Raw genomic sequence first — 25,630 nt, 5'->3', positions numbered from 1 at the left:
TCGTCCGGCACGTTCCTGCCGGTAGAAGGGATCAACCCCGTCATGGCTTCAGTGACTTTCGAGAGCACCACCTGCCTGTTCCCCGGATCAAGCACGCCGGCAGTGGACAAGCTCGACCTCGAGATCGAGGACGGCGAGTTCCTCGTTCTCGTCGGACCCTCCGGCTGTGGAAAGTCGACCACCCTGCGCATGCTCGCCGGGCTCGAAGACGTCCACAGCGGACGCATCCTCATCGGCGACCGAGACGTCACCGGTCAGGAACCGAAAGAGCGCGACATCGCGATGGTCTTCCAGAACTACGCTCTGTACCCGCACATGTCGGTGGCCGAGAACATGGGTTTTGCGCTCAAACTCGCCGGAACCAACAAGACGGAGATTCGCGCCCGCGTCGAAGAGGTCGCGAAGATGCTCGACCTCGAGCCGTACCTCGATCGCAAGCCCAAAGCGCTGTCCGGTGGTCAGCGTCAGCGAGTGGCGATGGGCCGCGCCATCGTCCGCCAGCCGCAGGTCTTCCTCATGGACGAGCCGCTGTCGAACCTCGACGCGAAACTCCGTGTTCAGACGCGTACGCAGATCGCTCAGCTGCAGCGACGCCTCGCGACGACGATGGTCTACGTGACCCACGACCAGGTCGAGGCGATGACGATGGGTGACCGCGTCGCCGTCCTCGAGAAGGGAATCCTGCAGCAGTGCGCCTCGCCGCGCGAGCTGTACAACAAGCCGAAGAACGTCTTCGTCGCCGGCTTCATGGGTTCACCCGCGATGAACCTGTTCACCCTCCCCGTCGTCGACGGCGGCGTCGCATTCGGCGACGGGATCGTTCCGGTTCCGCGCGAGACGATGAACGGCGTCGTCGAAACCGAGGTCGTTCTGGGTATTCGCCCCGAGCACCTCGAGATCGCCGCCGAAGGCCTGCCGATGGAGGTCGACGTCGTCGAAGAACTCGGTTCCGACGCCTACGTCTACGGACGCACCACGATCGGTGGACGGTTGCAGCAGATCGTTTCGCGTGGTGACTGGCGCAATCCGCCGCAGAAGGGCGAGCGCGTCAACCTGCGCGTCGACCCCGAGAAGGTGCACATTTTTGCCACCACCGACGGGCGTCGCCTGGGTTAGGTGGACCTGTCAAACGACACATGACCGATTCAGGTTCGGCGTAATACCCACAAGTACGGGTGTCTCGTGCCACAGTAGGGGCCGATGCCGGGAGCCGGCACCCATGGCGCATGCCGTGAGCCGGCTCTCGGTGACCGTCTATTTGTCATACACATACGGGGAGCGAATCCATGGTTCTGAACTCGAAGGCGATGCGCCGCGCTGCAATTGCAGCCACGGCAGCGTCCATGCTGGTACTGGCAGGCTGCTCGTCCGATTCGGACAAGGACAGCGGAACCAGCACCACGGCCGCATCCGGGGGATCGTCCTCGAGCGAAGGCCGCGGACCCATCACGATCGTCGAGGGGCAGGATGCCCTGAACGAGGCGCTCGAAAACATCATCACCGACTGGAATGCGGAGCATCCGGACGAGAAGGTCACGCTCAAGCCGCTGGCCAAGGAAGCCAACGCGCAGGTCGACGACATCACCCAGCGCATGCAGGCCAAGAGCGACGAGTACGACCTCATCGGCGTCGACGTCGTCAACACCGCTCAGTTCGCCGCAAACGGCTGGCTGCTGCCGCTCGAGGGTGACCTCGCGATCGACGAGTCCGGCCTCCTGCCGTCGACCGTCGCTTCGGGCACCTACAACGGCAAGCTCTACGCAGCGCCGAAGAACACCAACGCCGCGTTCCTGTACTACCGCAAGGACCTCGTCGAGAAGGCTCCCACCACGTGGGCCGAGCTCAAGGAAAACTGCCCGAAGGCTGTCGAAGCCGGCATCTCCTGCTACATCGGTCAGTTCAAGAACTACGAGGGCCTGACGGTCAACACCACCGAGATCACCAACGCTTTCGACGGCCCGTGGGTCGGCCCGGACGGACTCACCCCGGCCATCGACGACAAGACGAAGGCAGGCGTCCAGTCGATCGTCGACAACTTCGCCGACAACACCATCCCGCAGGAAGCACTGACCTACTCCGAGGGCGAGTCGCAGACCGCGTTCGGTGACGGCAAGGCACTCTTCATGCGCACGTGGTCCGGCTTCTCGGTCGACGGTGAGAAGACCTCGGTTGCCGGCAAGTACGGCTACACCGTCCTTCCGGGTGTCGACGGACCGGGCGCTTCGACGGTCGGCGGCTACAACGTCGGCATCAGCGCGTACTCGGACGCACCGGCCACGGCTCGTGACTTCCTCGAGTTCATGCAGACCAAGAAGTCGCAGACGTACTTCACCGAGGTCGGCGGCGCCCCCGTCCTCGCGGCTGTCTACGACGACCCGGCAGTGCTCGCTCAGTTCCCGTACTTCGCGACCCTGAAGGAAGCACTCGCTACCGCTCAGCCGCGCCCCGTCACGCCGTACTACACGCAGGTGTCGAAGTCGATCTCCGACAACACCTACGCTGCTATTCGCGGCGAGAAGACCGTCGAGCAGGCCTTGGCGGACACCAAGGCCGGCATCGAAACCGCCGGTAACTGATCTACCAGGAGCAATAAGCAATGGCAGAACCGCAGGATCCTTCCGCGGCTGTGCCTACCAACCCCACGGTCGGGGCCGGTTCAACCGGTCCCGACCGTTCGGGCGTTGGTGGGAGACACCGTGCACCGGAACCGCTAGAAGAGCCGTCGGCATCCGAGGCAGCAGGGACATCCCTGACCAAGGTTCTGCCTGACCTTGCAGCTACTCCACCCCCACCGACCTCGCCCCCGCCTGCGTCGGCCGACAAGCCGAAGAAGCGTCGACGAGTTCCGGTGTGGGCGTTCGTCGCACCGTCGCTGATCGTTCTCGCCGTCATCATTCTGTATCCGCTCGGACGAGCGATCTGGATGTCGATGCACAGCGACGGCAAGAAACTCGATCCCGAGACCGGCATGTTCGTCACCGGTCAGTTCACGTGGTTCGACAACTACAAGAACTGGATCACCGAGTCCTGCAACACCGCCAACGGTTCGATTCCCTGCCCGCCCGGCACACTCGGATCGCAGTTCTGGCAGTCGATCGGAAACACGTTCGGCTTCACCGTCGTCACCGTCCTGCTCGAGACGGTGATCGGTCTGTCGATGGCGCTGATCATGGCCAAGACGTTCCGCGGACGCGGCTTGCTCCGCGCTTCCGTGCTGATTCCCTGGGCCATCCCCACGGCGGTCACCGCGAAGCTGTGGTTCTTCATCTTCGCCAACGACGGCATCGCCAACAAGATCCTCGGCACCAACATCCTGTGGACGGCCGATCCCTGGCCGGCGCGATTCGCGATCGTCGTCGCCGACGTCTGGAAGACGGCGCCGTTCATGGCGTTGCTGATACTCGCGGGTCTGCAGATGATTCCCGCCGACGTCTACGAGGCCGCCAAGGTCGACGGTGCGACGGCGTGGCAGCGGTTCCGCATGATCACGCTTCCACTGGTCAAGCCCGCACTCATGGTGGCGGTGCTCTTCCGCACGATGGACGCGCTGCGCATGTACGACCTGCCCGCGATCATGATGGGATCCAATCCGGCCACCTCCACCATCTCGGTTCTGGTGGTCGATCAGATGCGCGTCGGCGCCAATTCGGCGTCGGCACTGTCCACCATCACGTTCCTCATCATCTTCGCTGTGGCCTTCATCCTGGTCCGATTCCTCGGAGCCAATGCGGTCAGCACGCAGGAAAAGCAGCGGAAGGGGGAGCCGGTATGAACAAGGCACTACGCGGCAAGATCGGCACCTACATCGGCGTCGTACTGATCATCGTGTGGGGACTCGCTCCTTGCTACTGGATGATCGTGACGGCGCTGCGCGACCCGGCGGACACGTTCTCGACGTCGCTGTGGCCCACCAATCTCACGCTGTCCAACTTCACGGCGGCGCTCGATCCCGATGCCAAGGTGAACTTCACCCGGGCACTGATGAACAGCCTCATCATCGCGGGTGCGACCACGCTGATCGCCTTGGTCATCGGTGTGTTCACGGCGTACGCGCTCTCGCGTTTCGATTTCCGTGGCAAATACTTCGTCACCGGAATCATCCTCGGCGCGTCCATGTTTCCGGTCGTCGCCCTCGTGACTCCGCTGTTCCAGTTGTTCACCGACATCGGCTGGATCGGCAGCTACAAAGCGCTGATCATCCCGAACATCTCGTTCGTGCTGCCGCTGACGGTCTACACGCTGACGTCGTTCTTCTCCGAACTTCCGTGGGAGCTCGAAGAAGCGGCGCGTATCGACGGCGCCACCCGTGGCCAGGCCTTCCGCCTGATCATGCTGCCGCTCGCCGCGCCGGCGCTGTTCACCACCGCGATCCTGGCCTTCATCGCGACGGTCAACGAGTACCTGCTCTCGCTGCAACTCTCGAGTGACAAGACCGCGCCCGTCACGGTGGCGATGGCCAAGTTCTCCGGAACCGACCCATTCGTCACGCCGTACACCTCGATCATGGCCGGCGGAACCCTGGTGATGGTCCCGTTGGTCATCATGGTTCTCATCTTCCAGCGACGCATCATCGCCGGTCTGACCGCAGGCGGCGTCAAGTCGTGATGCGGGCCGCACGGTTTCGATGAGGCGGGCTTCGCGCGCCCAGCGCATGGAGCTGATTGCCGGCTTCATCTCGGTCTTCGCCCTCATGGCGTTGATCGGCGCTGTGGTTGCGATAGTCAAGGGTGACCCCGGCGTTATGCCGTCTTTGGTGCTGCTCGGTTGCGTCGTCGCTCTCGGGCTGGCGTTCCGCGGATATCGGAACGCGGTCCGAGCAGAACGTCGCGAGTAGCCAGCCCGGTAGGGTGACATTTCGGTATCGCAGTTGCCGGGAGTTATCTGATCGAGATATCACCCTGGTGGAATGGTGCCGGTAAGTCCGGATCCACGACCGGGAGTGTTGAGTGAGTCCATCGAACAGATCGAGTGCGACGGGTGGCGATCAGTCGTCGGCTCGATCGGGCAAGTCGGCTAATTCGCCTCGGTCGAGCAAGTCGGCCAAGCCGGCGAAGAAGCAGCGCTCCAAGTGGCGGTACGTCCGGCGGACCATCTACGTTCTCGTGCTCCTGATGATCATCGTGCCTGCGTCGGTTTTTGCTGTCGCGTACAGCCGGACCGACGTCCCGCGCCCCTCGGACATGCAGACCAATCAGGTGTCCACCATCTACATGGCCGACGGTACGACCGTGCTCGGGAAAGTGGTGCCGCCAGAGGGAAACCGGACCGAGGTCGCGTTGTCGGCCATCCCGATTCACGTCCGCGATTCGGTGCTCTCGGCGGAGGATCGTAACTTCTACACCAACCCCGGATTCTCGATCTCCGGATTTGCTCGCGCTGCCCGCGACAACGTGATGGGCAAGGAAAGCGCCGGCGGTGGCTCGACGATCACTCAGCAATACGTGAAGAACGTCTTGGTCGGCGACAAGCGCAGTATCGACCGGAAGCTGCGTGAGCTTGTCATCTCCGCCAAGATGGCGCGCGAGTGGTCCAAGGACGACATTCTTGCCGCGTATCTCAACACCATCTACTTCGGTCGCGGTGCGTACGGCATCGCCGCCGCGTCGAACGCGTACTTCGACAAGCCGGTCAGTGAGCTGAGCGTCGAGGAAGGCGCAGTTCTCGCATCCGTCATCCAGAGCCCGTCGTTCCTGGACCCCGAGACCAATCTGTCCGCGCTGCAAGCGCGCTGGGATTACGTTCTCAACGGCATGGTGGATCTGGGCAGCCTGACCAAGACGGATCGCGACGCCATGCAGTTCCCGGCTGTCGCCCCCGCCAATCGGCCGACCGATCTGAACCAGGCGCCCGGACCCGAAGGCCACATCAAGACCCAGGTGCTCAAGGAACTGGCCGAGGCCGGGATCAGCGATCAGACGCTGAACACCGCTGGTCTGCAGATCACGACAACCATCGACCCGGTCGCGCAGGAAGCTGCGCTGAACGCCGTCAAGCGGAATCTCGAGGGCGAGCCGGAAGACCTGCGGACCGCAGTAGTGTCCATCGACCCCAAGACCGGTGGCGTCGACGCCTATTACGGCGGTGACGACGGAGCCGGCTTCGACTATGCCCAGGCGCCGCTGCAGACCGGTTCAGCGTTCAAGGTCTTCGGCCTGGTCGCAGCATTGATGGAAGATATTCCGCTGTCCGCGCGGTTCGACAGTTCACCGCTCACGATCAACGGTGTGACGATCGGAAACGTCGGCGGCGAATCCTGTGGTCGATGCACCATCGCCGAGGCACTCAAGCGCTCGCTGAACACCAGCTTCTACCGGTTGATGCTGTCGATGGAGAACGGTCCCCAGAAGATTGCCGACGCCGCCCACCTGGCCGGAATCCCCGAACACATTCCAGGGCTCGACTACCCGACGCTCACCCAGGAGGGTGGCCCGCCGGAGAACGGAATCGTGCTCGGCCAGTATCAGTCTCGCGTTATCGACATGGCCTCCGCGTACGCGACACTCGCTAACTCCGGCGTGTACCAGCAGCCGCACTTCATCCAGAAGGTCGTGACGGCCGAAGGTGAAGTCCTGCTCGATCGTCCGGTCTCGCCTGGTGAGCGTCGTCTTGATGCGGCCGTCGCGGACAACGTCACGCAGGCGATGCTGCCGATCGCGTCGTACTCGAACGGTCACGCGCTTGCCGGTGGACGCCCGTCCGCTGCCAAGACCGGCACCGCGCAGCTGGGAGACACCGGGCAGAACAAGGACGCGTGGATGGTCGGTTACACGCCGTCGCTGTCCACCGCGGTCTGGATCGGAACTTCCGACGCGCAGGCCATCACCAACTCCTACGGCGGCTTGATCTACGGCTCCGGAGTGCCTGCCGACATCTGGAAGAGCACGATGGACGGCGCGCTGAAGGGATCCGACTGGGAGAGCTTCCCGTGGCCCGACCCCATCGGCGGGCAGGCCGGCGTTCCCGCGAACTCCGGCGTGACCTCGGGGGACGGGACGGGTACGCCCACAACGGGCGCGGCCGCTCCCCCAGCGCCCATCGAGGTGCCTGGCTTGCCGCCGATCGAAGTGCCGCCGCTCCCCCAGTTGCCGCGTCAGATCGAGATCCTGCCTGGCATCGTCATCCCACTACCGGGCTGACAGGCAGCGCCCGATTTCCGGCCCTCAGGCCTGATCGTCGAAGAGGCCGAGCTGGGTCGGCGCTGCATCCTTGGCGGGCAGTACGACGACGCGCAGTCCGCGCCTGAGATTGCGGATCGCGTGCGTCCACGCGCGCTTTTCGCCCGCGCACAGGTCGGTGTCGTCGTCCTTGCGCCGGATGGACTCGGTCAACGCCTCGTGCCAGGCCGTCTCCTGCTCCTGGCTGATCCGCAGGTAGTCGAGAATGGTGTCGCGGTCGTGCTCACAGATCACGGCAACCTCTTCGGCGCTGAGCTCGCCCGTTCCGTCGGCGTCGAGTTCGAGGAGCGCCATGAGTGCCGGAGGAAATTCGTGGCACTCGTGTGACTCGTATTCGGCACCGGGATCTTCGTGCTCGGAGGCCATCCCGTCGTTGAAGGCGGTGTCTCCGGTAGCGCGAATGGGTTGCCCGCCCAGTTCTTCGGCGAGTTCGTCCGATGCTTCGGCCAATTCGGCGAACGAGCGCAGAGCCCGCAGCAGGTGCTCGGCGACGAAGGGTGCGCCGTCCACGCGGACCACGCCCAGCACACTCTGCTCGACGAGAATGAGTTTGATGGTCGGCCACTGCCGATTGAGCTGGGCAAGAACAACAGCAGCGTTCTCGAGGTTCTCCACCGAATGCACGACCCGCGAGAACACTTCCACGTACTCGTCGTCCTCGAGGACCCGAACGTAAGTGACCTGCTCACCGCGGACCAGTGGGATGTCGCCGTCGTCGTCACGCTTGGGCGGATGACCGAGAAGGCGTTCGACGGCCCCGTCGACCAGGATCCGCAGCATGTCGCCCGAACCCGAGGGAGCGTGAGACGGCGTCGTGGCGAACGCCGGCGTCGACTCGCGCCCACTGGTGCTGGCACGCAGGAACGACGGGTGCGCAATGCTCCACATCTCGCGGAAGACGCGGAGCACCTTTGTCACCAGTTCCTCGGGACGAGCGCGGTCGACGTCGATGTAGAAGGACATGGACCCGTTGCCCTCGGGCTCGTGCTCGCACAGATCGGGAGCGTTGAACCCCATGTCGAGCAGTGCCGAATGGTCTTCCGGTTCGAGCATCCGTAATGGATGCAGAAATCTGTTCGACGGAACTTCACAGCGCACGGAGGTCTGATTCCACGCGAAGAACTGGATGCACGCGGGTGCGTCCGCCAGTTCGTCCATGCTGTCGTAATGCGACTCCACCACGAGGGTGTCGTCGTCCTCCATCACGGAGATGTAACGAGCGAGATGAGTCTCGAAAGTAGTCCAGGCACTCAGGATTTCCAGATCGAAAGTATTGTCCGACATCGCCGCTCCTCTGGTCCGGGGGCGCATGGGGCCCTACCGACGACTCGCCGAAACCCCTGCTTTTCAAACCCCGCCTACGACGGTAGTCCCGGGGTCCGACAGTGACCATTGGACGAAGAAGAAGGAGGATCGCGATATCCCTGGCAGTGCAGCGATATCACCTATTGCGGCTCGTAGTGTCGGATTCGGTGGGTGTGTGCGATCGTCTGACGAATCTCCTCCAGCGACGACGGTGCTGCTCCGCGAGAACGAGCTTGGACCAAGATGTTTCCCAGCGCCGTTGCCTCGACGGGCCCAGCAGTGACAGGGAGACCCGATTCGTCGGCGGTGAGCTGGCAGAGCAGCGAATTCTGCGAGCCCCCGCCGACGATTGCAAGCGTTTCGACTTTCGCTCCGGCGAGTTCTCCGGCTGTGTGCACAGTGTGGCGGTAGGCACTCGCCAGTGAGTCGAGAATGCAGCGGGTCACCTCGGCCGGCGTTGGCGACGTCGACAGCCCCGCGGCGTCGCTGATCCGTGCAGGCATGTCGCCCGGCGCGATGAACTTCACGTCGTCGACGTCGATTCGTTTCGTTGACGGACCCACCCCTCTCGCTTCCTCGAGCAGTTGGTGCAGCTCCAACTGCCTACCCTCTCGAGCCCACGATCGTAGGGACTCCTGAAGCAGCCACAGCCCGCCGACGTTGCGCAGGAATCGCGTTCGCCCGTCCACGCCTCGTTCGTTCGTGAAATTAGCGCGGCGTGCGTCTTCGGTGACTACCGGGCGTGCGAGTTCGAGACCAGCCAACGACCAGGTGCCGCTCGAAATATACGCGAATCGCGTGCCGGAGGCGGGAACCGCGACCACTGCGGATGCAGTGTCGTGCGAGCCGACGGTCGTCACGACCGTGGACGGTGAAAGTCCGGTGAACCGAACAACTTCGGGCCGAATCGTGCCTCGTTGCGAACCTGGTTGGTCGAGTGTCGGGAAAAGCTTCTCTGAAATACCGAGATTCTCGAACAACTCCGTTGCCCACCGGCCGGTGTGCACGTCGAGTAGACCGGTTGTCGACGCGTTCGTCGATTCGGTACGAAGTTCTCCGGTGAGCCAGTACGCCAACAAGTCGGGTATGAGCACGATATGTGCTGTTCGCCCCCAGTCGGGCGATCGCTGTTCGGCGGCAAGTTGGTAGACGGTGTTGAACGGTAGGAACTGCAACCCGTTGACGGTGTACATCGCCTGCGGATCGACGCGTGCGTGCACATCGTCGATTACGGCGTCAGTTCGGTTGTCGCGGTAAGAAATCGGTTCGGACAGCAAGTTTCCGTTCGCGTCGAGTAGGCCGTAGTCGACAGCCCAGGTGTCGATTCCGATCGACTCGACGCTCGGAAAGGATGCAGCGAGAGCGCGCAGACCGGCGAGCACCTCACCGTAGAGATCAGTGAGGCTCCAGCGTAGGTGCCCGTCCACCGCGCTCGCGCCGTTGGCGAAACGATGAACGACGTGCAGTGTAGTAGTGCCTGCGTCGATCACGCCGGCGATCACTCGACCACTCGAAGCCCCTATGTCGACCGCTGCGAAGATTCTGGCCGTCACCGGTCTACCGGAGAAACGCGGCAGCGACGCCGGCATCGACCGGGATGTGCAATCCGGTGGTGTGACTGAACTCGTCTGATGTGATCATCGCGGCGGCGTTGGCGACGTGTTCCGGAAGGACTTCACGCTTGAGAAGGGTTCGCTGCGCGTAGAACTCACCCAGCTTCTCCTCGTCGACTCCGTAGACAGCAGCTCGCTTGGCGCCCCAGCCGCCGGCGAAGATTCCGGATCCACGCACAACTCCGTCGGGATTGATGCCGTTGACTTTGATGCCGTGCTCGCCGAGTTCGGCAGCGAGCAAGCGAACCTGGTGGGCCTGATCGGCTTTGACCGCGCTGTACGCGATGTTGTTCGGCCCGGCGAACACCGAGTTCTTCGACGAAATATAGACGATGTCGCCGCCGAGGCCCTGATCGATCATCGCCTTCGCCCCGGCCTGCGCCACAAGAAAGCTGCCTTTGGCCATCACGTCGTGCTGCAGATCCCAATCCTGCTCGGTGGTGTCGAGAAGTGGTTTCGAAATCGACAGTCCGGCATTGTTCACCAGTAGATCCAGGCCACCGAAGGCCAGGAGTGCAGCGTCCACGGCAGCGTGGACTTGGGCGCTGTCGGTGACGTCGGCCTGCACGCCGATCGCGACGTCCGTGTTGCCGATAGCCTCCGCAGCAGCTCTGGCCTTCTCGCCGTCGAGATCGGCGATCACCACGCATGCGCCCTGGGCTGCCAGACGAGTCGCAATCGCTCGTCCGATTCCACTCGCAGCACCTGTCACCAACGCGATGCGGGAGGCATGCGAACGTGGTGCCGGCATCCGTTGAAGCTTCGCCTCTTCCAACGCCCAGTACTCGATCCGGAACTTCTCGCTCTCGTCGATAGGCGCGTAGGTGGACACGGACTCGGCACCCCGCATGACGTTGACGGCGTTGGTGTAGAACTCACCGGCGACGCGTGCAGTTTGTTTGTCCTTGCCGTAGGAGAACATTCCGACGCCGGGAACGAGAATGATCGCCGGGTCGGCTCCGCGGACGGGAGGAGTATCCGCGGTCGCATAGCGGTTGTAGTAGGCCAGATAATCCTTGCGATATGCCTCGTGGAGCTCGGTCAGACGGGCGATGTACTGGTCGATCGTCGCCGAAGTCGGGAGCTCGAGAACGAGCGGCTTGACCTTGGTCCGCAGGAAGTGATCAGGGCATGAGGTTCCCAATTCTGCAAGTGGTGCAAGCTTTTCGGAGGCAAGGAATTCGAGTACGACGTCGGCATCACTGAAGTGCCCGACCATGGGCCGGTCGCGGGATGCGATCCTTCTCAGATGCGGGGCGAGAGCGGCGGCCCGCGCGCGCCTTTCGTCGACGGGCAGCGGTGTGAAACCGTCGACCGTTTCGCCGAACGGTGTGGCTGATCCGTTCTCGTCCAGATACCGCTGAGCGGTCTCGATGATCCACCGAGAATTGGCTTCGGCTTCATCGCTGGATGCACCCCAGGCGGTGATTCCGTGACCGCCGAGGATGGTGCCTACCGCCTCAGGATGCGTCTTGTGTACCTCGGCGATGTCGAGTCCCAATTGAAAGCCCGGTCGGCGCCACGGAATCCACACGACTTTCTCTCCGAAGACGTTCTTGGTCAGTTGTTCCCCGTCGGCGGCGGTGGCAATTGCGATTCCGGAATCCGGATGTAGATGATCGACGTGGGCGGCACCGACGAGACCGTGCATCGCGGTGTCGATCGACGGCGCGGCGCCGCCCTTCCCGTGTAAGCAGTAGTCGAAGGCGGCGACCATCTCGTCTTCGTGGTCGACGCCGCGATAGACGTCGACGAGAGACCGCATCCGGTCCAACCGGAGTGTTGCCAAACCGTTTTCGGTCAGTGTACCGAGATCTCCACCGGACCCTTTCACCCACAGGAGTTCGACAGTATCGCCGGTGACGGGATCCGTGACGTGGCCCTTGGCCGAGGTGTTTCCACCTGCGTAGTTCGTGTTCCTCGGATCCGATCCGAGCCTGTTCGAACGGGCAAGCAGTTGCGCGACAGTGGTGTTCGTCGATTCAGTCATAGCGAGATTCAGGCTCCCCAACCGGCTTGGATTCCACCCGTCCGGGTGGAGTTGATGTGGTCTGCATATCCGCTCTCGCGGTATGCCTGCATGGGTTCGGCGGGAAGACCGCGAGATACGCGCCAATCTGCCAGGTCCGAACGGACGTCGGTGTAGAAGGCATCCATGAAGATCTCGTGTGCGCCGAGCACGTCACCGAGTTTCTCCGCCTCGGTGAGGGCGGCACGGTCGACGAGTAAGGCCCGGGTGGTCATCTCCTGGACGTTGAGGACCGAGCGTATCTGTCCGGGGATCTTTTCCTCGACGTTGTGGCACTGATCGAGCATGAATGCGACTTCGCTGTCGGGCCCGTATCCACCACCACGAATGACCTCGAACATGATGCGGAACAACTGAAATGGATCTGCAGCGCCGACGATCAGGTCGTCGTCCGCATAGAATCGCGAATTGAAATCGAAGGAGCCGAGACGGCCGAGGCGCAGTAACTGAGCAACGATGAATTCGATGTTGGTACCAGGTGCATGGTGTCCGGTGTCGAGGCAGACGAAAGCGCGCTCGCCGAGGGCGACGCTGTGAGCGTACGAGGTGCCCCAGTCCGGGACGTCGGTGGCGTAGAAGGCGGGTTCGAAGAACTTGTATTCGAGCACAAGTCGCTGATGCTCGGACAAACGGTCGTAGACCTGGCGTAGCGAATCGGCAAGTCGGTCCTGTCGATCACGCAGGTCGCCTTGGCCGGGATAGTTGGTGCCGTCCGGTAGCCAGATCTTCAGGTCGCGACTGCCGATGACATCCATGATGTCGATGCACTGATGCATGTGTGCGATTGCCTTCGCACGTACTCGTTCGTCGACATGTGTGAGGCTGCCGAACTTGTAGTCGTCATCCTGAAATGTGTTGGTATTGACGGTTCCCAGTCGCACTCCGAGGTTGGCAGCGTGGGTACCCAACTTGTCGAAGTCGTCGACGAGATCCCACGGAATGTGCAGAGCGACCGACGGTGCCAGTCCGGTCAGTTCGTGAACCTTGGCCGCGTCGGCGAGTTTTTCGTAGGGATCCCGAGGCGCGCCGGTGGAACCGAACACTTTGAATCGAGTTCCGGAGTTACCGAACGCCCACGAAGGCAATTCGATGGACTGGTCCGCGAGCGCTTCCGAGATTTCACTGAATGTAGGCATGCCGCTCCACTGAATCGAGAATGTTTGAATCGATTCAAATTATGTGATGGGCTCCACAACTGTCAACCCCGGTGCGTCTGAGTAGGGAGTAGTCGCTCAAAAGTGCGGCTGTAGTAAGCCCGTGTCAGTTCGTGGATCGTGACGAGCGACGGACGACTAGTTCGGGAGAGAAAAGTACCTGCTCATGGGTATGTTCGGGGTCCTCGACCTCACGAAAGAGGAGATTGGCCGCGGTCTCGCCCAAGAGTTTGCGTGGCTGGCGTACCGAGGTGAGTGGCACCGCTGCGGCTGCCGCGAACTCGATGTCGTCGTAGCCGACGATGGCCAGATCGTCCGGCACTCGAACTCCGAGGGCGACACATTGCTGAAGCAATCCGAGCGCCAACAGGTCGTTGGCGCAGAACACCGCAGTCGGGCGGTTCTTCGCGCTGAGGCCGAGAATGCGCTCGCCTGCCCCGATTCCCTCTGAGACTGTCAGCCCGGCGGTGTCGATTTCGATCAGGTGATCGGGTGAGAGCCCGGCTTCCGCAACGGCATTGAGTGCGCCCTCCCGCCGATCGCGGATCTGTCCGATCGAAGGCGGTCCGCCGACGAATGCGATGCTGGTATGGCCCATTTCGAGCAAATGCTCGACGGCCAGGCCGCCGCCCTCGACGTCGTCGACCGTCACCGAGCAGTGAGTCGGGCGTGCCCGACGTCGATCGACGATGACAACACGCGTTCCGCGCTTGGGTAACTCGTCGAGAATCGCGGCCTCCGGGTCCATCGGCGTGATGAGTACCCCTTGAACTCGTTGTTGTTCCAACCTGTTCAGGTAAGTCAGTTCTCGTTCGGCTCGGTTGTTGCTGTTGCAGAGGAATACCGACAAGTCATGGGCCTCGGCAGCTTCCTCGATGCCTTTGGCGACGTCGGTGAAGAAGGGGTTGGCGCCGTCGAGCATGACGTACGCAAGCGTATTGCTGTGTCCCGCGCGTAGCTGACGTGCAGATTCGTTACGGACGAAGCCGAGCTCGGACATGGCTGCCTGCACCCGGGACCTAGTTTTGGCGCTGACCATTTCCGGACGGTTGAGGACATTGGAGACCGTGCCCATGGAGACGCCTGCCGCCGCAGCGACATCGCGCATGCCGATGACCTGGTTCGAAGACGACCGACCGTCGTGCACTGTCACCAAGACTCCTATTGAAACGATTGCGTTCGGTCCGCTGGACTGAGCCAGCCTACAAGGCCCTTGCGGCTGCATGATTCAGCAACGCCGAACCGCTGTGTGGTCGTGTATCGGGAAATCCTACGTGCACCTGCTGCGCATCGGAAGTAATTGTGGGGCTGGGGCCTGCATCGACTCTGCGACACGGCCTGCGCACGTTCGCGCGAGTCAGGACTCGCCGGCGATCGGTGCTGCCAAGCCTTGACTTCGACCGGTGCCGCTGCCTACTGTCACGAAGAAACGAATGAAACGATTAAACATCGCGATTCACCTAGCTCGGAACTGACCACACTTGCGAAATAATGCAACCTTCGAAAGCGCGAGGCATGAGCACCGACGAACCGACATCACTTCCTGCTCGACTGCAGACATTGGCACTCGAGGCACCGGACCGACTGGCTGTGACGGATGATCACGAGAGCGTCACTCGCAGTGAACTGGAGCGCCGCACGAATCAATTGGCACGCTGCTTCGCAGCGCTGGGGGTCACTGCCGGTTCGATGGTATCCATTGCGCTGCCCAACGGTGTGCGTCACATCGAATCATCCATCGCAGCATGGAAACTCGGAGCTGTTCCGCAACCACTCTCGGCCCGGCTGCCGGCCGACGAGCTGAGCCGGCTACTGGAAGTCGCGAATCCGTCGCTGGTGGTAGGACTCGAGCCAGGTGATGGACGGGCTTGGATGAGCGCAAGCGCAGACGTGTCGGGCGAATCAGCTGAGCCGTTGCCGGACATGATCTCTCCGGCGTGGAAAGCTCCGACCTCAGGCGGAAGTACGGGAAGCCCGAAATTGATCGTGTCGGGGCAGGAAGCGAGCGCTGAAGCGGTGCTCGGTCGTGCCGATGCTCTGCGACTCAGGGCAGGCGGGGTCATGCTCAACACGGCGCCGATGTTCCACAATGCGCCCAACATGTTCTCGCTGATGGCTTTGTTGCAAGGGCAGCACGTGGTGCTGATGGATCGATTCGACGCTGAACGTACCCTTCACGCGATCGACCGATTCGGCGTCACCTGGCTCTACGTGGTCCCGACGATGATGGGCCGTATGCTGCGGCTTCCCGACGAGATCCGCAGCGCGGCCGATGTTTCGACGCTCGAAACTGTATTGCATGTCGGGGCACCCTGCCCGCCTGTGGTTAAACGTGGGTGGCTCGACTGGATAGGCCCGGAGAAGGTCGTCGAGTTGTATTCGGGTACAGAAGCCCAGGCGAACTGCATGATCGACGGCGTCAACTGGTTGACTCACCCGGGTTCGGTCGGGCCGGTGCTGTCTGGCGAAATGACCATTCGGGACGAAGAGTTTCGCGAGTTGCCGAGTGGAACGGTCGGCGAGGTCTGGATGCGTCGGGCACCCGGCACGCCTGAAACCTATCGATACGTCGGTGCGAAATCGCGTACTCACGGCGATTGGGAATCCCTGGGCGACCTGGGATATTTCGACGACGACAAGTTCCTCTATCTCACCGATCGCACGAGCGACATGATCTTGGTGGGTGGAGCCAACGTCTACCCGGCCGAGATCGAAGCTGCGCTCGCCGAACACCCGGCGGTGCTGACGTGCGCTGCGATCGGACTGCCCGACGAGGACCTCGGCAACGTCGTCCACGCGATCGTTCAGGTTGCAGACGAAACTGGCGCGGACGAGCTTCTCGCACATCTGAAAGACCGCCTGGCGCCTTACAAGTTGCCTCGCTCGCTGGAGTTCAGTGAGACTCCGTTGCGAGACGACGCAGGCAAGGTGCGACGCGGCGCTCTACGCGATGCTCGTGTGCAGAAAAGGAATTCGCTCGACGGGTAGTCGGCGGAAAGAAGCGGGGTGCTGCTTGCCCTCATCGGCCAGCAGCACCCCGCAGTAGTCACCGAACCTACGGCGCCAGCTCGTGGGATCCGGCCGCGAGTCTTTCGACGTCACCGCCAGGCCGTCGGAAGGAGACGGGGATCGGGCTGTGCACGGTAATCGTCGACTCGGTGCACTTCAAACGGATTGCACCGAACGGGGTGGGGCAGCTTCCCGAGAGTGCGGGCAGTAGATCGTAGCGAGGGGCGACGACTGCCGATCGGTATCCGGGTTCGGCTGGGCGAATCCCCAGGATATTGGTTATCAGGGCAGAAGTCGGCGAGGAACTCCAACCGTGGCAGGGTGTTCCGAATCCCCAGCACTCTGCGAAGGTCGAATTTCCCTCCCACAGCAGTTCACTCCAATGGCGCACGCTTGTGAGAAGTGGCTCCATGGCGTTCATCCTTCCTAACGCCTCGTGCACCATCGCCTGGCCGAACGGTTCTGCTCGCGTGATTTGTGTCCTTGTGTCCCAGTCGATTTCCTGCCTGCCCTGCAGATGCATGAGCCGTCGCTCCTTGGAGTAACCGCTGGCCCCACCGATCCAGTTGCGGTATACCGTCGCATCCTCGTCTGAAAGTGCCTTCGTCAGTGCGGAATAGCGTTCGGCCGGAGCAAATCCCGAGACGACAGCGGCAGCCTGACCCATTTGTGAACACGCATCCGGTGCGTTCTTTCCGTCGACATGGTCGATGTAGACGCCGCGCTCCTCATCCCAGAACGTTTCGAAACCGATACACAGCGAGTCGTATTCGTCACGGGCCCAACGTGCATCGCCGTTGTTGCCGATTGCCTCGCTCAATTCGGAGAATTCGAGCAGCGCGCGGCCGAGTAAGCCGTTCACGATGGAACTGCATCCGTCGAGGAAGACTGCCGACCAGTCGGTGAGTACCCACTCGGGCAGGTGACCGATCAGGTTTCGGTCCTCGACTTTGTAGGCGAGGAACCAGCGAAGAATCCGTTGGACGCTCGGTATTCGAGCATGAACGAAGGCGGTGTCGCCGGAGTAGCGGTAGTACAGGGACAAGCCGTGGATCCAATAGAGTGACCAGTCCGGAATCGTGATGTTGTCGATGAATTCGACATCGCCGGATGCGGCCATCGGTAGTAGACCGTCGGATCGGGGTGAGTCGCCGAGTTCGAGGCTTCGCCGTACCAGCCGCCAGTCGTCCGAACACGTCAAATGCGTGATCGCATGTACGTATGCGTCGCCCGCCCATGCCCGCTGCTCGCGAGTCGGACAATCGATGAAGGCGTCATGTGAGTTCAACTCGACGGTGCGACGTCCGGCCCGATACAACTCGTTGATCTGTGCGTCCGCGCTGGTGAAGAAGTGGTCACCGGCGAGTGCGTACAGAAATTCGTCGACGTCGAACTGCTCGAGTGAGAATCGTGTCGGCTCTGTTGATTCCACGAGCAGCAGCGCGTATCGAAATCCGTTCACCTCGATCGCCTCGAACTTCGATTTGCCCGGTTCGGACCGCATCATACTGCCGGCCACGTGTGCTTCGCCCGAGTCGCTTTCGTAGCCGAATGCCTTCTCGAGAAGTGCTACCCGCACGGTCACCGAGTGTTCCGAGTCGACCAGGTAGTTGACCCGACCGGCGACTATTTCGCCCATGTCGACTTCGATGATCACCGGACTGTGCGGTTTCACTGTCAATACATCGCCAGGGGCGTAGTTCTGTGTTCGGTATTGCTGGTGGCGCTCGAATATCTCACCGATCCGCCGAATCGGGGCCCCGGCCGTGAGCACATCGGTTTCGAGCTGATCGACCGACGACATGGACTTCGCGTGGACGTTCTTCTCGGTGAGGGCGCCGATCGGTCTGGGGAGCATGCGTCCGTACGGCATCGTCGGTGGCTGCGAGCGGGCGAGCCCGCCCATGTGCTTGACCGTCCGAACGAGTGCGGGTACGGCCTCACGTGGCGCCTCGGTGGCGTCGAATGCTTCTAGGGGCAGTCGTGCGTCTGCGCCGAGATCGGTCGGCGCACTCCATTCGCCGAGTTCGCGTGCCGTCCAGGACTCGTCGGTCGCCAGCCAAATGTCACCGATCCGGGCTTCGAAGACCGCTACTGCTTGATTGCCGAAGCCGGCCCCGCTACGCGCGGGTGCCCAGAAGGGATTGGGCTGTCCGTAGTAGGTGACCAGGAGTTCGATGCGGTTCGGTCCGGGCACCAGGAATTCAGCGAGGTCGTATTCGTCGTAGTGCAGGCGGTCTGCCTGTGATCTGACAGGGCCACGTCCGACAACTTCACCGCCCACTGTCAGTACGTATCGTGAATCTGCACTGACCCGGCACGGGGCGTGTGGGACTGGAGTCGGCAGTTCGACTGTGGTGGCGAATTCCACGCGATGAAACGGATGCGGTGGTAGAGGCGGCTGGATTGGACCGACGACGATGTCTGTCTGTGCGCCGTTCGGGTGCGAGATCCAGTGGCCACGCCACTGCAGTGGAAAGCGTGGTGGAACGGTTATGGGGTTCAACGGAAGTCCTGTCCTGCGCAGTGCCGGCGGCAGATCGTGCCGAAGAGATGTGTGAGCGAGTGACTTTTCCAAATAATTGAAACGCTCCATAGCGCCTTCTGTCAAGAAATTTCCGCCCTCTTGGAGTCCATATATGCAGCTTGAACGGCAAATATGGAATTTCGTTCAAGATCTTGCCAAATGTGTCTCAGAACACGTATTGTTCGGCAACATTGATCGTTTCAAAAATTCCGGTTCGCGCCGGGCAATCGGAGGTGGACATTGTTGTCGAGAACCCGTGCGGATGATTCCGGACCACGGCGGCCTGCGCCGAGGCGCAGGCTGAAGCGGCTCGTTCAAGGGGTTGCGGTGCTTGCCGCAACGTCGATGTTGGTCGCAGCCTGCGGTGGCGGGAGCAGCGAAAAGGACTCGACTGGAGGAACACTGACACTGGGTGTGGACGTGGCACCTCGATCCTGGGATCCGGCTCAGCAAGTCAGCGCCGGAACGGGCGTGGTCCTGTGGCAGCCGGTTTACGACACTCTTCTCAAATACGCACCCGACGGCTCCATCGAGCCGAACGCGGCTGAATCGTTCTCATACAACGAGGATCGCACCGCTCTCACCTTGAAGTTGCGGGACGGGATGACGTTCACGGACGGCGCTGCAGTCGACGCCGCAGCTGCCAAGGCTTCACTCGAACACATGCGGGACAGCGCCGGACCGGATTCGGTGCGCCTGGCCGGGGTCCAGGTGGAAGTCCTCGACGATCGAACTGTCGAACTGTCGACAGAACGCCCTAACGCGTTGCTTGCACAGTTCCTGACGTGGGCGCCCGGCATCCTGGCGAGCCCGGCGTCACTGGCATCGCCTGATCTCGCCACCAATCCCGTCGGAAGTGGCCCGTACACGTTCGTGAGCCAGGAGAGCACCAGCGGAACCTCGCTTGTCTACCAACGCAACCCGAACTATTGGAATGCAGATGCTTACCCGTACGACCGCGTCGTCATCCGCGTGATGGAAGACGAGACCGCGCGTCTCAATGCTCTGCGATCCGGGCAGATCGATGCCGGCCCGGTTTCGGCGGCGAATGCCGACCAAGCTGAATCGGCAGGGTTGACGCTGCTGGGAAATGCCGTCAACTGGAACGGCATGTTCATCATGGACCGCGACGGCAAGCAAGTTCCGGCGCTCGGGGATGTCCGGGTGCGCCAGGCCATGAACAAGGTCTTCGACCGTGACGCGATCGTCAAGGCTATCTACCAAGGACACGGCGTCGTCAACAACCAGATCTTCAACACGAACAGCGACGCGTACAAAGCGGACCTGCTTGCAGCATCGGCCTATGACGTTGAGGCCGCCAAGAAGCTCATGAACGAGGCGGGATACTCAGGCGGCTTCGATCTGACGATCCCGGAGATCCCCGGACGTACCGACATGCTCTCCCCGATCATCAAGCAGCAGCTGGGTCTGATCGGTATCAATGTGAATATCGAAAGCGTCCCGGCGACACAGTATCTCGACAAGTTCCTCAAGGGGGTTTACCCGGTGATCCCCTTCGGACTGCCCTCGGGCACTCCAGTAGCCGACGTCGATGCTTCACTGGCTCCGAACGCGATCTGGAACGTCTTCAAGACTCAGGATCCGAAGCTCACGCAACTCATCGCCGACCTGCAGGTTGCCCCCGAGGACAAGCAGAAAGAGATCGTGCAGTCGATCAACGAGTTCGTAACGAATCAGGCCTGGTTCAGCGTCCTGGCCTTCCCGGAAAGCTTCTGGGCGTTCAAGGGTGGCGTCTCCGCAGAGAAGATGACCGGAAACTCTGCACCCTATCTGTACACCTTCAAGTGAGTCGGCCCGTGCGTGGTCGCCACACAGTGGCGACCACGCACGGGATACACCCGTACAAGCATCACGCTGGGCAGACCGCACTCCGAAATCACGAATTCCGAGGCACCATATGTTGAACTTCCTTGGGCGGAAACTGTTTTTCGCTCTCGTACTCTTCTTGGCAGTAACAGCTTTGACCTTCATGATGGTGTTCTCCAACGGAGCTGCCAGTGTGCGTCAGTCTCTGGGCGAGACCGCAACCGATGAACAAGTTGCCGCACGCGTGGCTCAACTCGGTCTCGATCGTCCGGTGGTACTTCAATACCTGGAATGGCTCAAAGGTTTGCTGTCCGGGGACCTCGGTGCCAGCTTCGCCACCGGCGAGAGCGTCAGCAGCATGTTGACGACGCGTATACCGGTGACGATCTCGCTTGTCGTGCTCGCTATCTTGCTGACTGCGGTCCTGAGCGTGGTCGTCGGCGTTTGTGCGGCGGTGTTCGGCGGGTGGGTCGACAAAGGCCTGCAGTTCCTTTCGATCGGCGGTCTCGCGCTCCCGAACTTCCTCGTTGCGATCGCTCTCGTCTTTGCTTTCGCCATTGCGATCCCGCTCTTCCCTGCGACCGGTTACGTGCCGATCGAGGAGAATGCAGGCGAATGGGCTGCATCACTGGTGCTCCCCGTGACCGCGATACTCGTCGGCCTGGTGGCAGGTTCGGCGCAACAGTTTCGCGGCGCCCTCATCGACACTCTCTCGCAGGACTACATCCGCACGCTTCGCTCGCGCGGCGTATCCGAGCGGGCGATCGTTCTTCGCCATGCACTGCGAAATGCGGCCAGTCCGGGACTGACAGTTCTCTCTCTCCAGACCATCGGACTTGTTGGTGGAGCGGTCCTGATCGAAAGAATCTTTGTTTTGCCCGGCGTCGGGCAATTGACGCAGACTGCTGCGATCACCGGCGATCTTCCTGCCGTCATGGGTTGTGTCGTTTTCAGCGTGCTGGTGGTCATCGTCGTCAATGTCTGCGCCGATCTGCTCAACGGCTGGATCAACCCGAAGGTGAGGATTTCGTGAGCACTGACTCGATCATGTCGGCCGGTCCGGCATCGACGGCGCCGACAAACAAGTCGGTTTGGCGACGGCTTCTGGAGAACCCGATGGCGGCGGGCTCGCTTGTCGTATTCATCGCCATCGTGATCTTCGGGGTTGCCGCACCCTTGCTTGCCCCGTTCGACCCCAATCTCGCCAAACTCGAACTGACGAATGCGGCACCGTTCGACACGGAATTCCTGCTCGGTGGTGACCGCTCGGGTCGAGACATTCTCTCCCGCTTGATGTACGCAACGACCGGCACTTTGATGGCATGCCTCGTGGTTCTCGCCGTATCGGCCGGCATCGGCATCGTGACGGGCCTGGTGGCAGGCTACTGGGGTGGTCGGATCGACGATGTTCTCGACTGGGTGTCGAACATCGTGCTGGCATTTCCGGGACTCATTCTTCTCATCTCGCTCTACACCGTCGTGGGGCCGAACATCACTGTCTCCATGGCGATTCTGGGTGTGCTGATTGCCCCCAACTTCTTCCGACTGGTCCGCTCCCTTGTCCTGAGTATCCGAAGTGAGTTGTACGTCGACGCCGCCAGAGTCGCGGGCTTGTCCGACGGGAGGATAATTTCGCGGCATGTCCTGCGTTCGATCCGTGGGCCACTGATCGTGCAGAGCTCATTCGTTCTGGCGACAGGTATCTCGGTTCAGGCGGGGCTGGAGTTCCTCGGATTGGGAGATAGCAACACACCGTCTTGGGGTGGAATGCTCAACGAAGCGTTCGCGAACATCTACAACAACGGCACCGCTGTCGTCTGGCCGGCCCTGCTCATCGGTGCAACCACACTCTCATTGGTGATCCTCGGAAATACACTGCGCGACACACTCGAAACGTCGGGCACCCGCCATCCAGCTCTGTCGGCGTCGAAGGTGAAAGAGATCCGGGCCGAGCGCGAGGGCACCCGTGAGCGGTCAACCGCGCTCCCTACCGACACGAAGCCGAAATCCGATGTCCTGCTGCGGATCCAGGGACTCGAACTGGGGTACCCCTCGTCGAATGAGACGGTCGGTGTTGTGGTTCACGGCGTCGATCTCGAGGTTAGGAGCGGCGAAATACACGGTCTGGTCGGTGAATCGGGCTCGGGTAAGTCTCAGATCGCCTACTCGATTCTGGGTATCCTTCCTCCGGAAGCCGCAGTGGTCGGTGGATCCGTGTACTTCCGTGGTCAGGACATTCTCAATGATTCGAATGCGATGAAGAAGGCGCGTGGCCGGCGTATCGCGTACATCCCGCAAGAGCCCATGACCAACCTGGACCCCACCTTCACGGTTGGGCAACAACTCACCTACGGCCTGCGTGCTGTCGCCGACATCAGCAAACATGATGCGCACGCACGGTTGCTCGATCTCCTTGCACGCGTGGGAATCAACGATCCACGTCGGATGTTCGATCTGTATCCGCACCAGATCTCCGGTGGTATGGCTCAACGTGTGCTGATCGCCGGCGCCCTCGCCGGTGAACCCGAGCTCATCGTGGCGGACGAGCCGACAACGGCACTGGATGTCACCGTTCAAGCCGACGTCCTCGACCTCCTTCGTGATCTGCAGAACGAGCGCGATTTCGGAGTTCTTCTGGTGACGCACAATTTCGGGGTCGTGGCAGATATTTGTGATCGTGTGAGCGTGATGAAGGAGGGTCGCATAGTGGAAAGCAGTGACGTACGTACATTGTTTGCTGAACCGGAGCACGAATACACCCGAATGCTGTTGGACTCCATGCCTGACCGGTTTGTCAGTCGGATCCCGTTCGAGGCCACGTCAGTCGAGGTGGCGCCGTGAGCGACTCGACCGTAACTACCCCGCTGTTGTCGATCAGGGATCTCGATGTCCGCTACCCGGGTCGAACTTTCCGATCGCCGGAAGCTCACGTGATCAAGAACGTCTCGCTCGACCTACATGCGGGCGAGACGGTCGGATTGGTCGGTGAATCCGGTTCAGGGAAGACAACTCTGGGCCGCGCGATCCTGGGACTGGCTCCGGTCAGTGGTGGAACCATCCACATGGGCAGCCGAGACATCAGCCGTTTGGGTCGCAAGGAACGACGATCCATCGCCAGCTCCATCCAGGTGGTGTTCCAGAATCCCTATTCGTCGCTCAATCCGTCGATGACAATCGAGGACATCCTCGCTGAACCTTTGCTTGCGAGCGGGCAGAAGGCAGGCCGGGAAATGGTGCGGTCGCTGCTGGAGCAGGTGCATCTTCCGGCAGACGCGGGCGCCCGTACCGCCCGCGAGTTCTCCGGTGGACAGCGGCAGCGAATCGCGATCGCACGTGCACTCGCCCTGTCTCCGAGCGTGCTGATCTGCGACGAACCCACCAGTGCGCTGGACTTGTCGACCCAGGCAAAGGTCTTGGATTTGCTCGTCGAGATTCAGGCAGAAAAGGGGATTGCCTACCTGTTCATCACTCACGATCTCGCTGTCGTTCGCGCAGTCAGTCACCGAATCGCGGTGATGCTCAACGGTGAGATAGTCGAAGTAGGTGACGCGGAGCAGGTCTCAGACCGGCCGGCGCACCCGTACACGCAGAAGCTGCAGATGTCAGCACCGGTGGCAGATCCCGTCGAGCAGAAGGTCCGACGCGAGCGTCGCCGTGAGTTCGCCCGCAGTGAGCGGGCAACGAGCCTCTGAGAATACGTTGTCGAATGCAATAGCCGGCGCCCGAAGCGATTGGTTCGATATCTTTTCGGCGCCAGAGACGGAAGGAATCTCCATGAGGGCCGACGGCACCTCAGTCGCACAACGATGCTCGACGCCAGTTTCTGATCCCGACAAGAGTATTCGTAGTGACCGTGTTTTCAGTCAGGGGATGATCTTCCGAGCCCGCAGATTGGCGAAGATGTCGAGGAACATCGCTTCGGTGTCGACGTGGCGGTGAAATCCGGACCGCCGAGCTTTCGATCCGTCAGCGAAAAAGTCGTAGTCCCATCCGAATACGAAGTCACCGAACCCCCAGGACGAGACATCGGCATACGGGGTTCGAGCAAGTTGGTGTTCCTCGACGAGTTCATCCCACACCGACTCCTTGTCCGCCATTGCGACATCGAGGGACAGCGGGAGCGGAGGTGCGACGTCCATGTCGAAGAAGGCGGCGATCTTCGGCCACATTTCCTGCCAGCGAAACAGGTCGCCGTTGTTGATGTTGAACGCCTGATTCGCGCACTCGGGATTGGTCGCGGCCCAGACCGTTGCTTCGGCCAGGAGTCCGGCGTCGGTCATTTCGATCAAGCTGGTGTACGCGCCGGGTTTGCCGGGGAATCGGAGTGGGACACCCAGTTTCTTCGAGATGGTTGCGTAGACGGCGATGACCATCGCGAGGTTCATCGGGTTGCCCAATCCGAATCCGGAAACGACCGAGGGTCTGATCGCCGACCATGTCCACGACTTGCCGAGCTGCCTGCGTTCGAGGAACTGCTGTTGGTCGACGTTGAACTCGGGTGGCATGTGCGGTGGATCGCTCTCGCGGGCGGGAGTTTTGAACGGTCCGAGATGTGCCCCGTAAACCTTGTAGCCCTGCATCAGGCTGACGTGCTCGAGTTCGCCGGCAACGGGCTCGATGGCGTCGAGAGTGTTGACCAACATCGCCAAGTTGGGCGGAACCAGCTCGGCCCATGTCGGGCGGTCTTGATAGGCCGCGTAGAAGACGTGGGTGACGCCGTGCAGTCCGCTCAGTGCCTCCGCAGTCTGGGAAGGATCGAGCAGATCGACTGCGATGTGTTCGACCCGGTCGGTGTCCGTGCCGCCTCGGCGCGAGAGTCCGATGATCTTCCATTCGCCGGTTGATTCGAGGTGATCGATCAAGTTCCCACCGATCACACCACGGGCTCCGACCACGAGTGCGACTTTGTCGTGCTGCACCATTCCAACCTCCCATTGGTATATCGCGATGTTGCGATATAGGGAGTGAATCACACATATCGGCATTTCGCG

The 25,630-nt window shown here is 61.6% G+C and carries 18 protein-coding genes; 11 read left to right on the top strand and 7 right to left on the bottom strand.

Annotation, left to right across the window (positions count from 1 at the left end; translation table 11 throughout):
• Nucleotides 1-42: 42 nt before the first annotated feature.
• The 6 genes from I7X09_RS16870 (at nt 43) to I7X09_RS16845 (ending at nt 7,136) form a co-directional block, all read left to right on the top strand.
• On the top strand, nt 43-1,116 hold the full coding sequence (locus tag I7X09_RS16870) for an ABC transporter ATP-binding protein (RefSeq protein ID WP_095971624.1): 1,074 nt from the start codon (nt 43-45) through the stop codon (nt 1,114-1,116).
• A 170-nt stretch (nt 1,117-1,286) separates the two neighbouring features.
• Nucleotides 1,287-2,576 carry an ABC transporter substrate-binding protein gene (locus I7X09_RS16865; protein ID WP_200313074.1) on the top strand — a complete coding sequence of 430 codons (1,290 nt, stop codon included), beginning with the start codon at nt 1,287-1,289 and terminating at the stop codon, nt 2,574-2,576.
• Nucleotides 2,577-2,596: 20 nt separating this feature from the next.
• Nucleotides 2,597-3,772, top strand: coding sequence for a carbohydrate ABC transporter permease (locus I7X09_RS16860; protein ID WP_185564744.1), 1,176 nt, complete (start codon nt 2,597-2,599; stop codon nt 3,770-3,772).
• Nucleotides 3,769-4,605 (top strand): carbohydrate ABC transporter permease, encoded by an 837-nt coding sequence (locus I7X09_RS16855; protein ID WP_003946046.1) that lies wholly within the window; start codon nt 3,769-3,771, stop codon nt 4,603-4,605. Before I7X09_RS16860 ends, I7X09_RS16855 begins: the two co-directional genes overlap by 4 nt.
• A gap of 19 nt (nt 4,606-4,624) precedes the next feature.
• Nucleotides 4,625-4,834 carry a hypothetical protein gene (locus I7X09_RS16850; RefSeq protein WP_019746112.1) on the top strand — a complete coding sequence of 70 codons (210 nt, stop codon included), beginning with the start codon at nt 4,625-4,627 and terminating at the stop codon, nt 4,832-4,834.
• A gap of 112 nt (nt 4,835-4,946) precedes the next feature.
• A complete protein-coding gene (locus I7X09_RS16845; protein WP_095971626.1) occupies nt 4,947-7,136 on the top strand; it encodes a transglycosylase domain-containing protein in 2,190 nt (729 codons plus the stop codon).
• A gap of 24 nt (nt 7,137-7,160) precedes the next feature.
• Here the strand turns inward: I7X09_RS16845 and I7X09_RS16840 are convergent, their stop codons facing one another.
• The 5 genes from I7X09_RS16840 to I7X09_RS16820 form a co-directional block, all read right to left on the bottom strand.
• Entirely contained in the window at nt 7,161-8,459 is a 1,299-nt protein-coding gene (locus tag I7X09_RS16840) for a T3SS (YopN, CesT) and YbjN peptide-binding chaperone 1 (RefSeq protein WP_200313073.1), read from the bottom strand.
• Between the two features lie 161 nt (nt 8,460-8,620).
• Entirely contained in the window at nt 8,621-10,033 is a 1,413-nt protein-coding gene (locus I7X09_RS16835) for a rhamnulokinase (protein WP_234036603.1), read from the bottom strand.
• A 4-nt stretch (nt 10,034-10,037) separates the two neighbouring features.
• The gene (locus tag I7X09_RS16830; protein WP_200313071.1) at nt 10,038-12,083 is read right to left on the bottom strand and encodes a bifunctional aldolase/short-chain dehydrogenase; all 2,046 of its coding nucleotides are present in this window, start codon (nt 12,081-12,083) and stop codon (nt 10,038-10,040) included.
• An 8-nt stretch (nt 12,084-12,091) separates the two neighbouring features.
• Nucleotides 12,092-13,258, bottom strand: a complete 1,167-nt coding sequence (gene rhaI, locus I7X09_RS16825; RefSeq protein ID WP_113682852.1) for an L-rhamnose isomerase — start codon at nt 13,256-13,258, stop codon at nt 12,092-12,094.
• A 124-nt stretch (nt 13,259-13,382) separates the two neighbouring features.
• The gene (locus I7X09_RS16820) at nt 13,383-14,384 is read right to left on the bottom strand and encodes a LacI family DNA-binding transcriptional regulator (RefSeq protein ID WP_151531571.1); all 1,002 of its coding nucleotides are present in this window, start codon (nt 14,382-14,384) and stop codon (nt 13,383-13,385) included.
• A gap of 407 nt (nt 14,385-14,791) precedes the next feature.
• Here I7X09_RS16820 and I7X09_RS16815 point away from each other — a divergent pair, with 407 nt between their 5' ends.
• Nucleotides 14,792-16,264 (top strand): AMP-binding protein, encoded by a 1,473-nt coding sequence (locus I7X09_RS16815; protein ID WP_200313070.1) that lies wholly within the window; start codon nt 14,792-14,794, stop codon nt 16,262-16,264.
• Nucleotides 16,265-16,331: 67 nt separating this feature from the next.
• On the opposite strand, the gene I7X09_RS16810 is transcribed toward I7X09_RS16815, so the two are convergent.
• Nucleotides 16,332-18,656, bottom strand: a complete 2,325-nt coding sequence (locus tag I7X09_RS16810) for an alpha-L-rhamnosidase-related protein (RefSeq protein WP_200313069.1) — start codon at nt 18,654-18,656, stop codon at nt 16,332-16,334.
• Nucleotides 18,657-19,139: 483 nt separating this feature from the next.
• On the opposite strand from I7X09_RS16810, the gene I7X09_RS16805 reads away from it, so the two are divergent.
• From I7X09_RS16805 to I7X09_RS16790, 4 genes are all read left to right on the top strand, one after another.
• Nucleotides 19,140-20,621, top strand: coding sequence for an ABC transporter substrate-binding protein (locus I7X09_RS16805; RefSeq protein ID WP_200313068.1), 1,482 nt, complete (start codon nt 19,140-19,142; stop codon nt 20,619-20,621).
• Nucleotides 20,622-20,778: 157 nt separating this feature from the next.
• Complete coding sequence (locus tag I7X09_RS16800; protein WP_200313067.1) at nt 20,779-21,672, top strand: ABC transporter permease; 894 nt, start codon at nt 20,779-20,781, stop codon at nt 21,670-21,672.
• A complete protein-coding gene (locus I7X09_RS16795) occupies nt 21,669-23,480 on the top strand; it encodes a dipeptide/oligopeptide/nickel ABC transporter permease/ATP-binding protein (RefSeq protein ID WP_200313066.1) in 1,812 nt (603 codons plus the stop codon). The genes I7X09_RS16800 and I7X09_RS16795 overlap by 4 nt, the downstream gene beginning before the upstream one ends.
• Nucleotides 23,477-24,331, top strand: a complete 855-nt coding sequence (locus I7X09_RS16790; RefSeq protein WP_200313065.1) for an ATP-binding cassette domain-containing protein — start codon at nt 23,477-23,479, stop codon at nt 24,329-24,331. The genes I7X09_RS16795 and I7X09_RS16790 overlap by 4 nt, the downstream gene beginning before the upstream one ends.
• 171 nt (nt 24,332-24,502) lie before the next feature.
• On the opposite strand, the gene I7X09_RS16785 is transcribed toward I7X09_RS16790, so the two are convergent.
• Nucleotides 24,503-25,561 carry an SDR family oxidoreductase gene (locus tag I7X09_RS16785; RefSeq protein ID WP_200313064.1) on the bottom strand — a complete coding sequence of 353 codons (1,059 nt, stop codon included), beginning with the start codon at nt 25,559-25,561 and terminating at the stop codon, nt 24,503-24,505.
• Nucleotides 25,562-25,630: the final 69 nt, after the last annotated feature.

This window comes from Rhodococcus sp. P-2 (assembly GCF_016598535.1).
In the GTDB taxonomy this organism is placed as follows: domain Bacteria; phylum Actinomycetota; class Actinomycetes; order Mycobacteriales; family Mycobacteriaceae; genus Rhodococcus_F; species Rhodococcus_F baikonurensis.
Note: the sequence above shows the minus strand (reverse complement) of the source record. Positions and strands in the feature narration are given on the sequence as shown.

What these genes read in the sequence shown, in the direction of transcription:
- I7X09_RS16870 (WP_095971624.1), top strand. Translation starts at nt 43, where the DNA reads ATGGCTTCAGTGACTTTCGAGAGCACCACCTGCCTGTTCCCCGGATCA.
- I7X09_RS16865 (WP_200313074.1), top strand. Translation starts at nt 1,287, where the DNA reads ATGGTTCTGAACTCGAAGGCGATGCGCCGCGCTGCAATTGCAGCCACG.
- I7X09_RS16860 (WP_185564744.1), top strand. Translation starts at nt 2,597, where the DNA reads ATGGCAGAACCGCAGGATCCTTCCGCGGCTGTGCCTACCAACCCCACG.
- I7X09_RS16855 (WP_003946046.1), top strand. Translation starts at nt 3,769, where the DNA reads ATGAACAAGGCACTACGCGGCAAGATCGGCACCTACATCGGCGTCGTA.
- I7X09_RS16850 (WP_019746112.1), top strand. Translation starts at nt 4,625, where the DNA reads ATGAGGCGGGCTTCGCGCGCCCAGCGCATGGAGCTGATTGCCGGCTTC.
- I7X09_RS16840 (WP_200313073.1), bottom strand. Translation starts at nt 8,459, where the DNA reads ATGTCGGACAATACTTTCGATCTGGAAATCCTGAGTGCCTGGACTACT.
- I7X09_RS16830 (WP_200313071.1), bottom strand. Translation starts at nt 12,083, where the DNA reads ATGACTGAATCGACGAACACCACTGTCGCGCAACTGCTTGCCCGTTCG.
- rhaI (WP_113682852.1), bottom strand. Translation starts at nt 13,258, where the DNA reads ATGCCTACATTCAGTGAAATCTCGGAAGCGCTCGCGGACCAGTCCATC.
- I7X09_RS16820 (WP_151531571.1), bottom strand. Translation starts at nt 14,384, where the DNA reads ATGCGCGATGTCGCTGCGGCGGCAGGCGTCTCCATGGGCACGGTCTCC.
- I7X09_RS16815 (WP_200313070.1), top strand. Translation starts at nt 14,792, where the DNA reads ATGAGCACCGACGAACCGACATCACTTCCTGCTCGACTGCAGACATTG.
- I7X09_RS16785 (WP_200313064.1), bottom strand. Translation starts at nt 25,561, where the DNA reads ATGGTGCAGCACGACAAAGTCGCACTCGTGGTCGGAGCCCGTGGTGTG.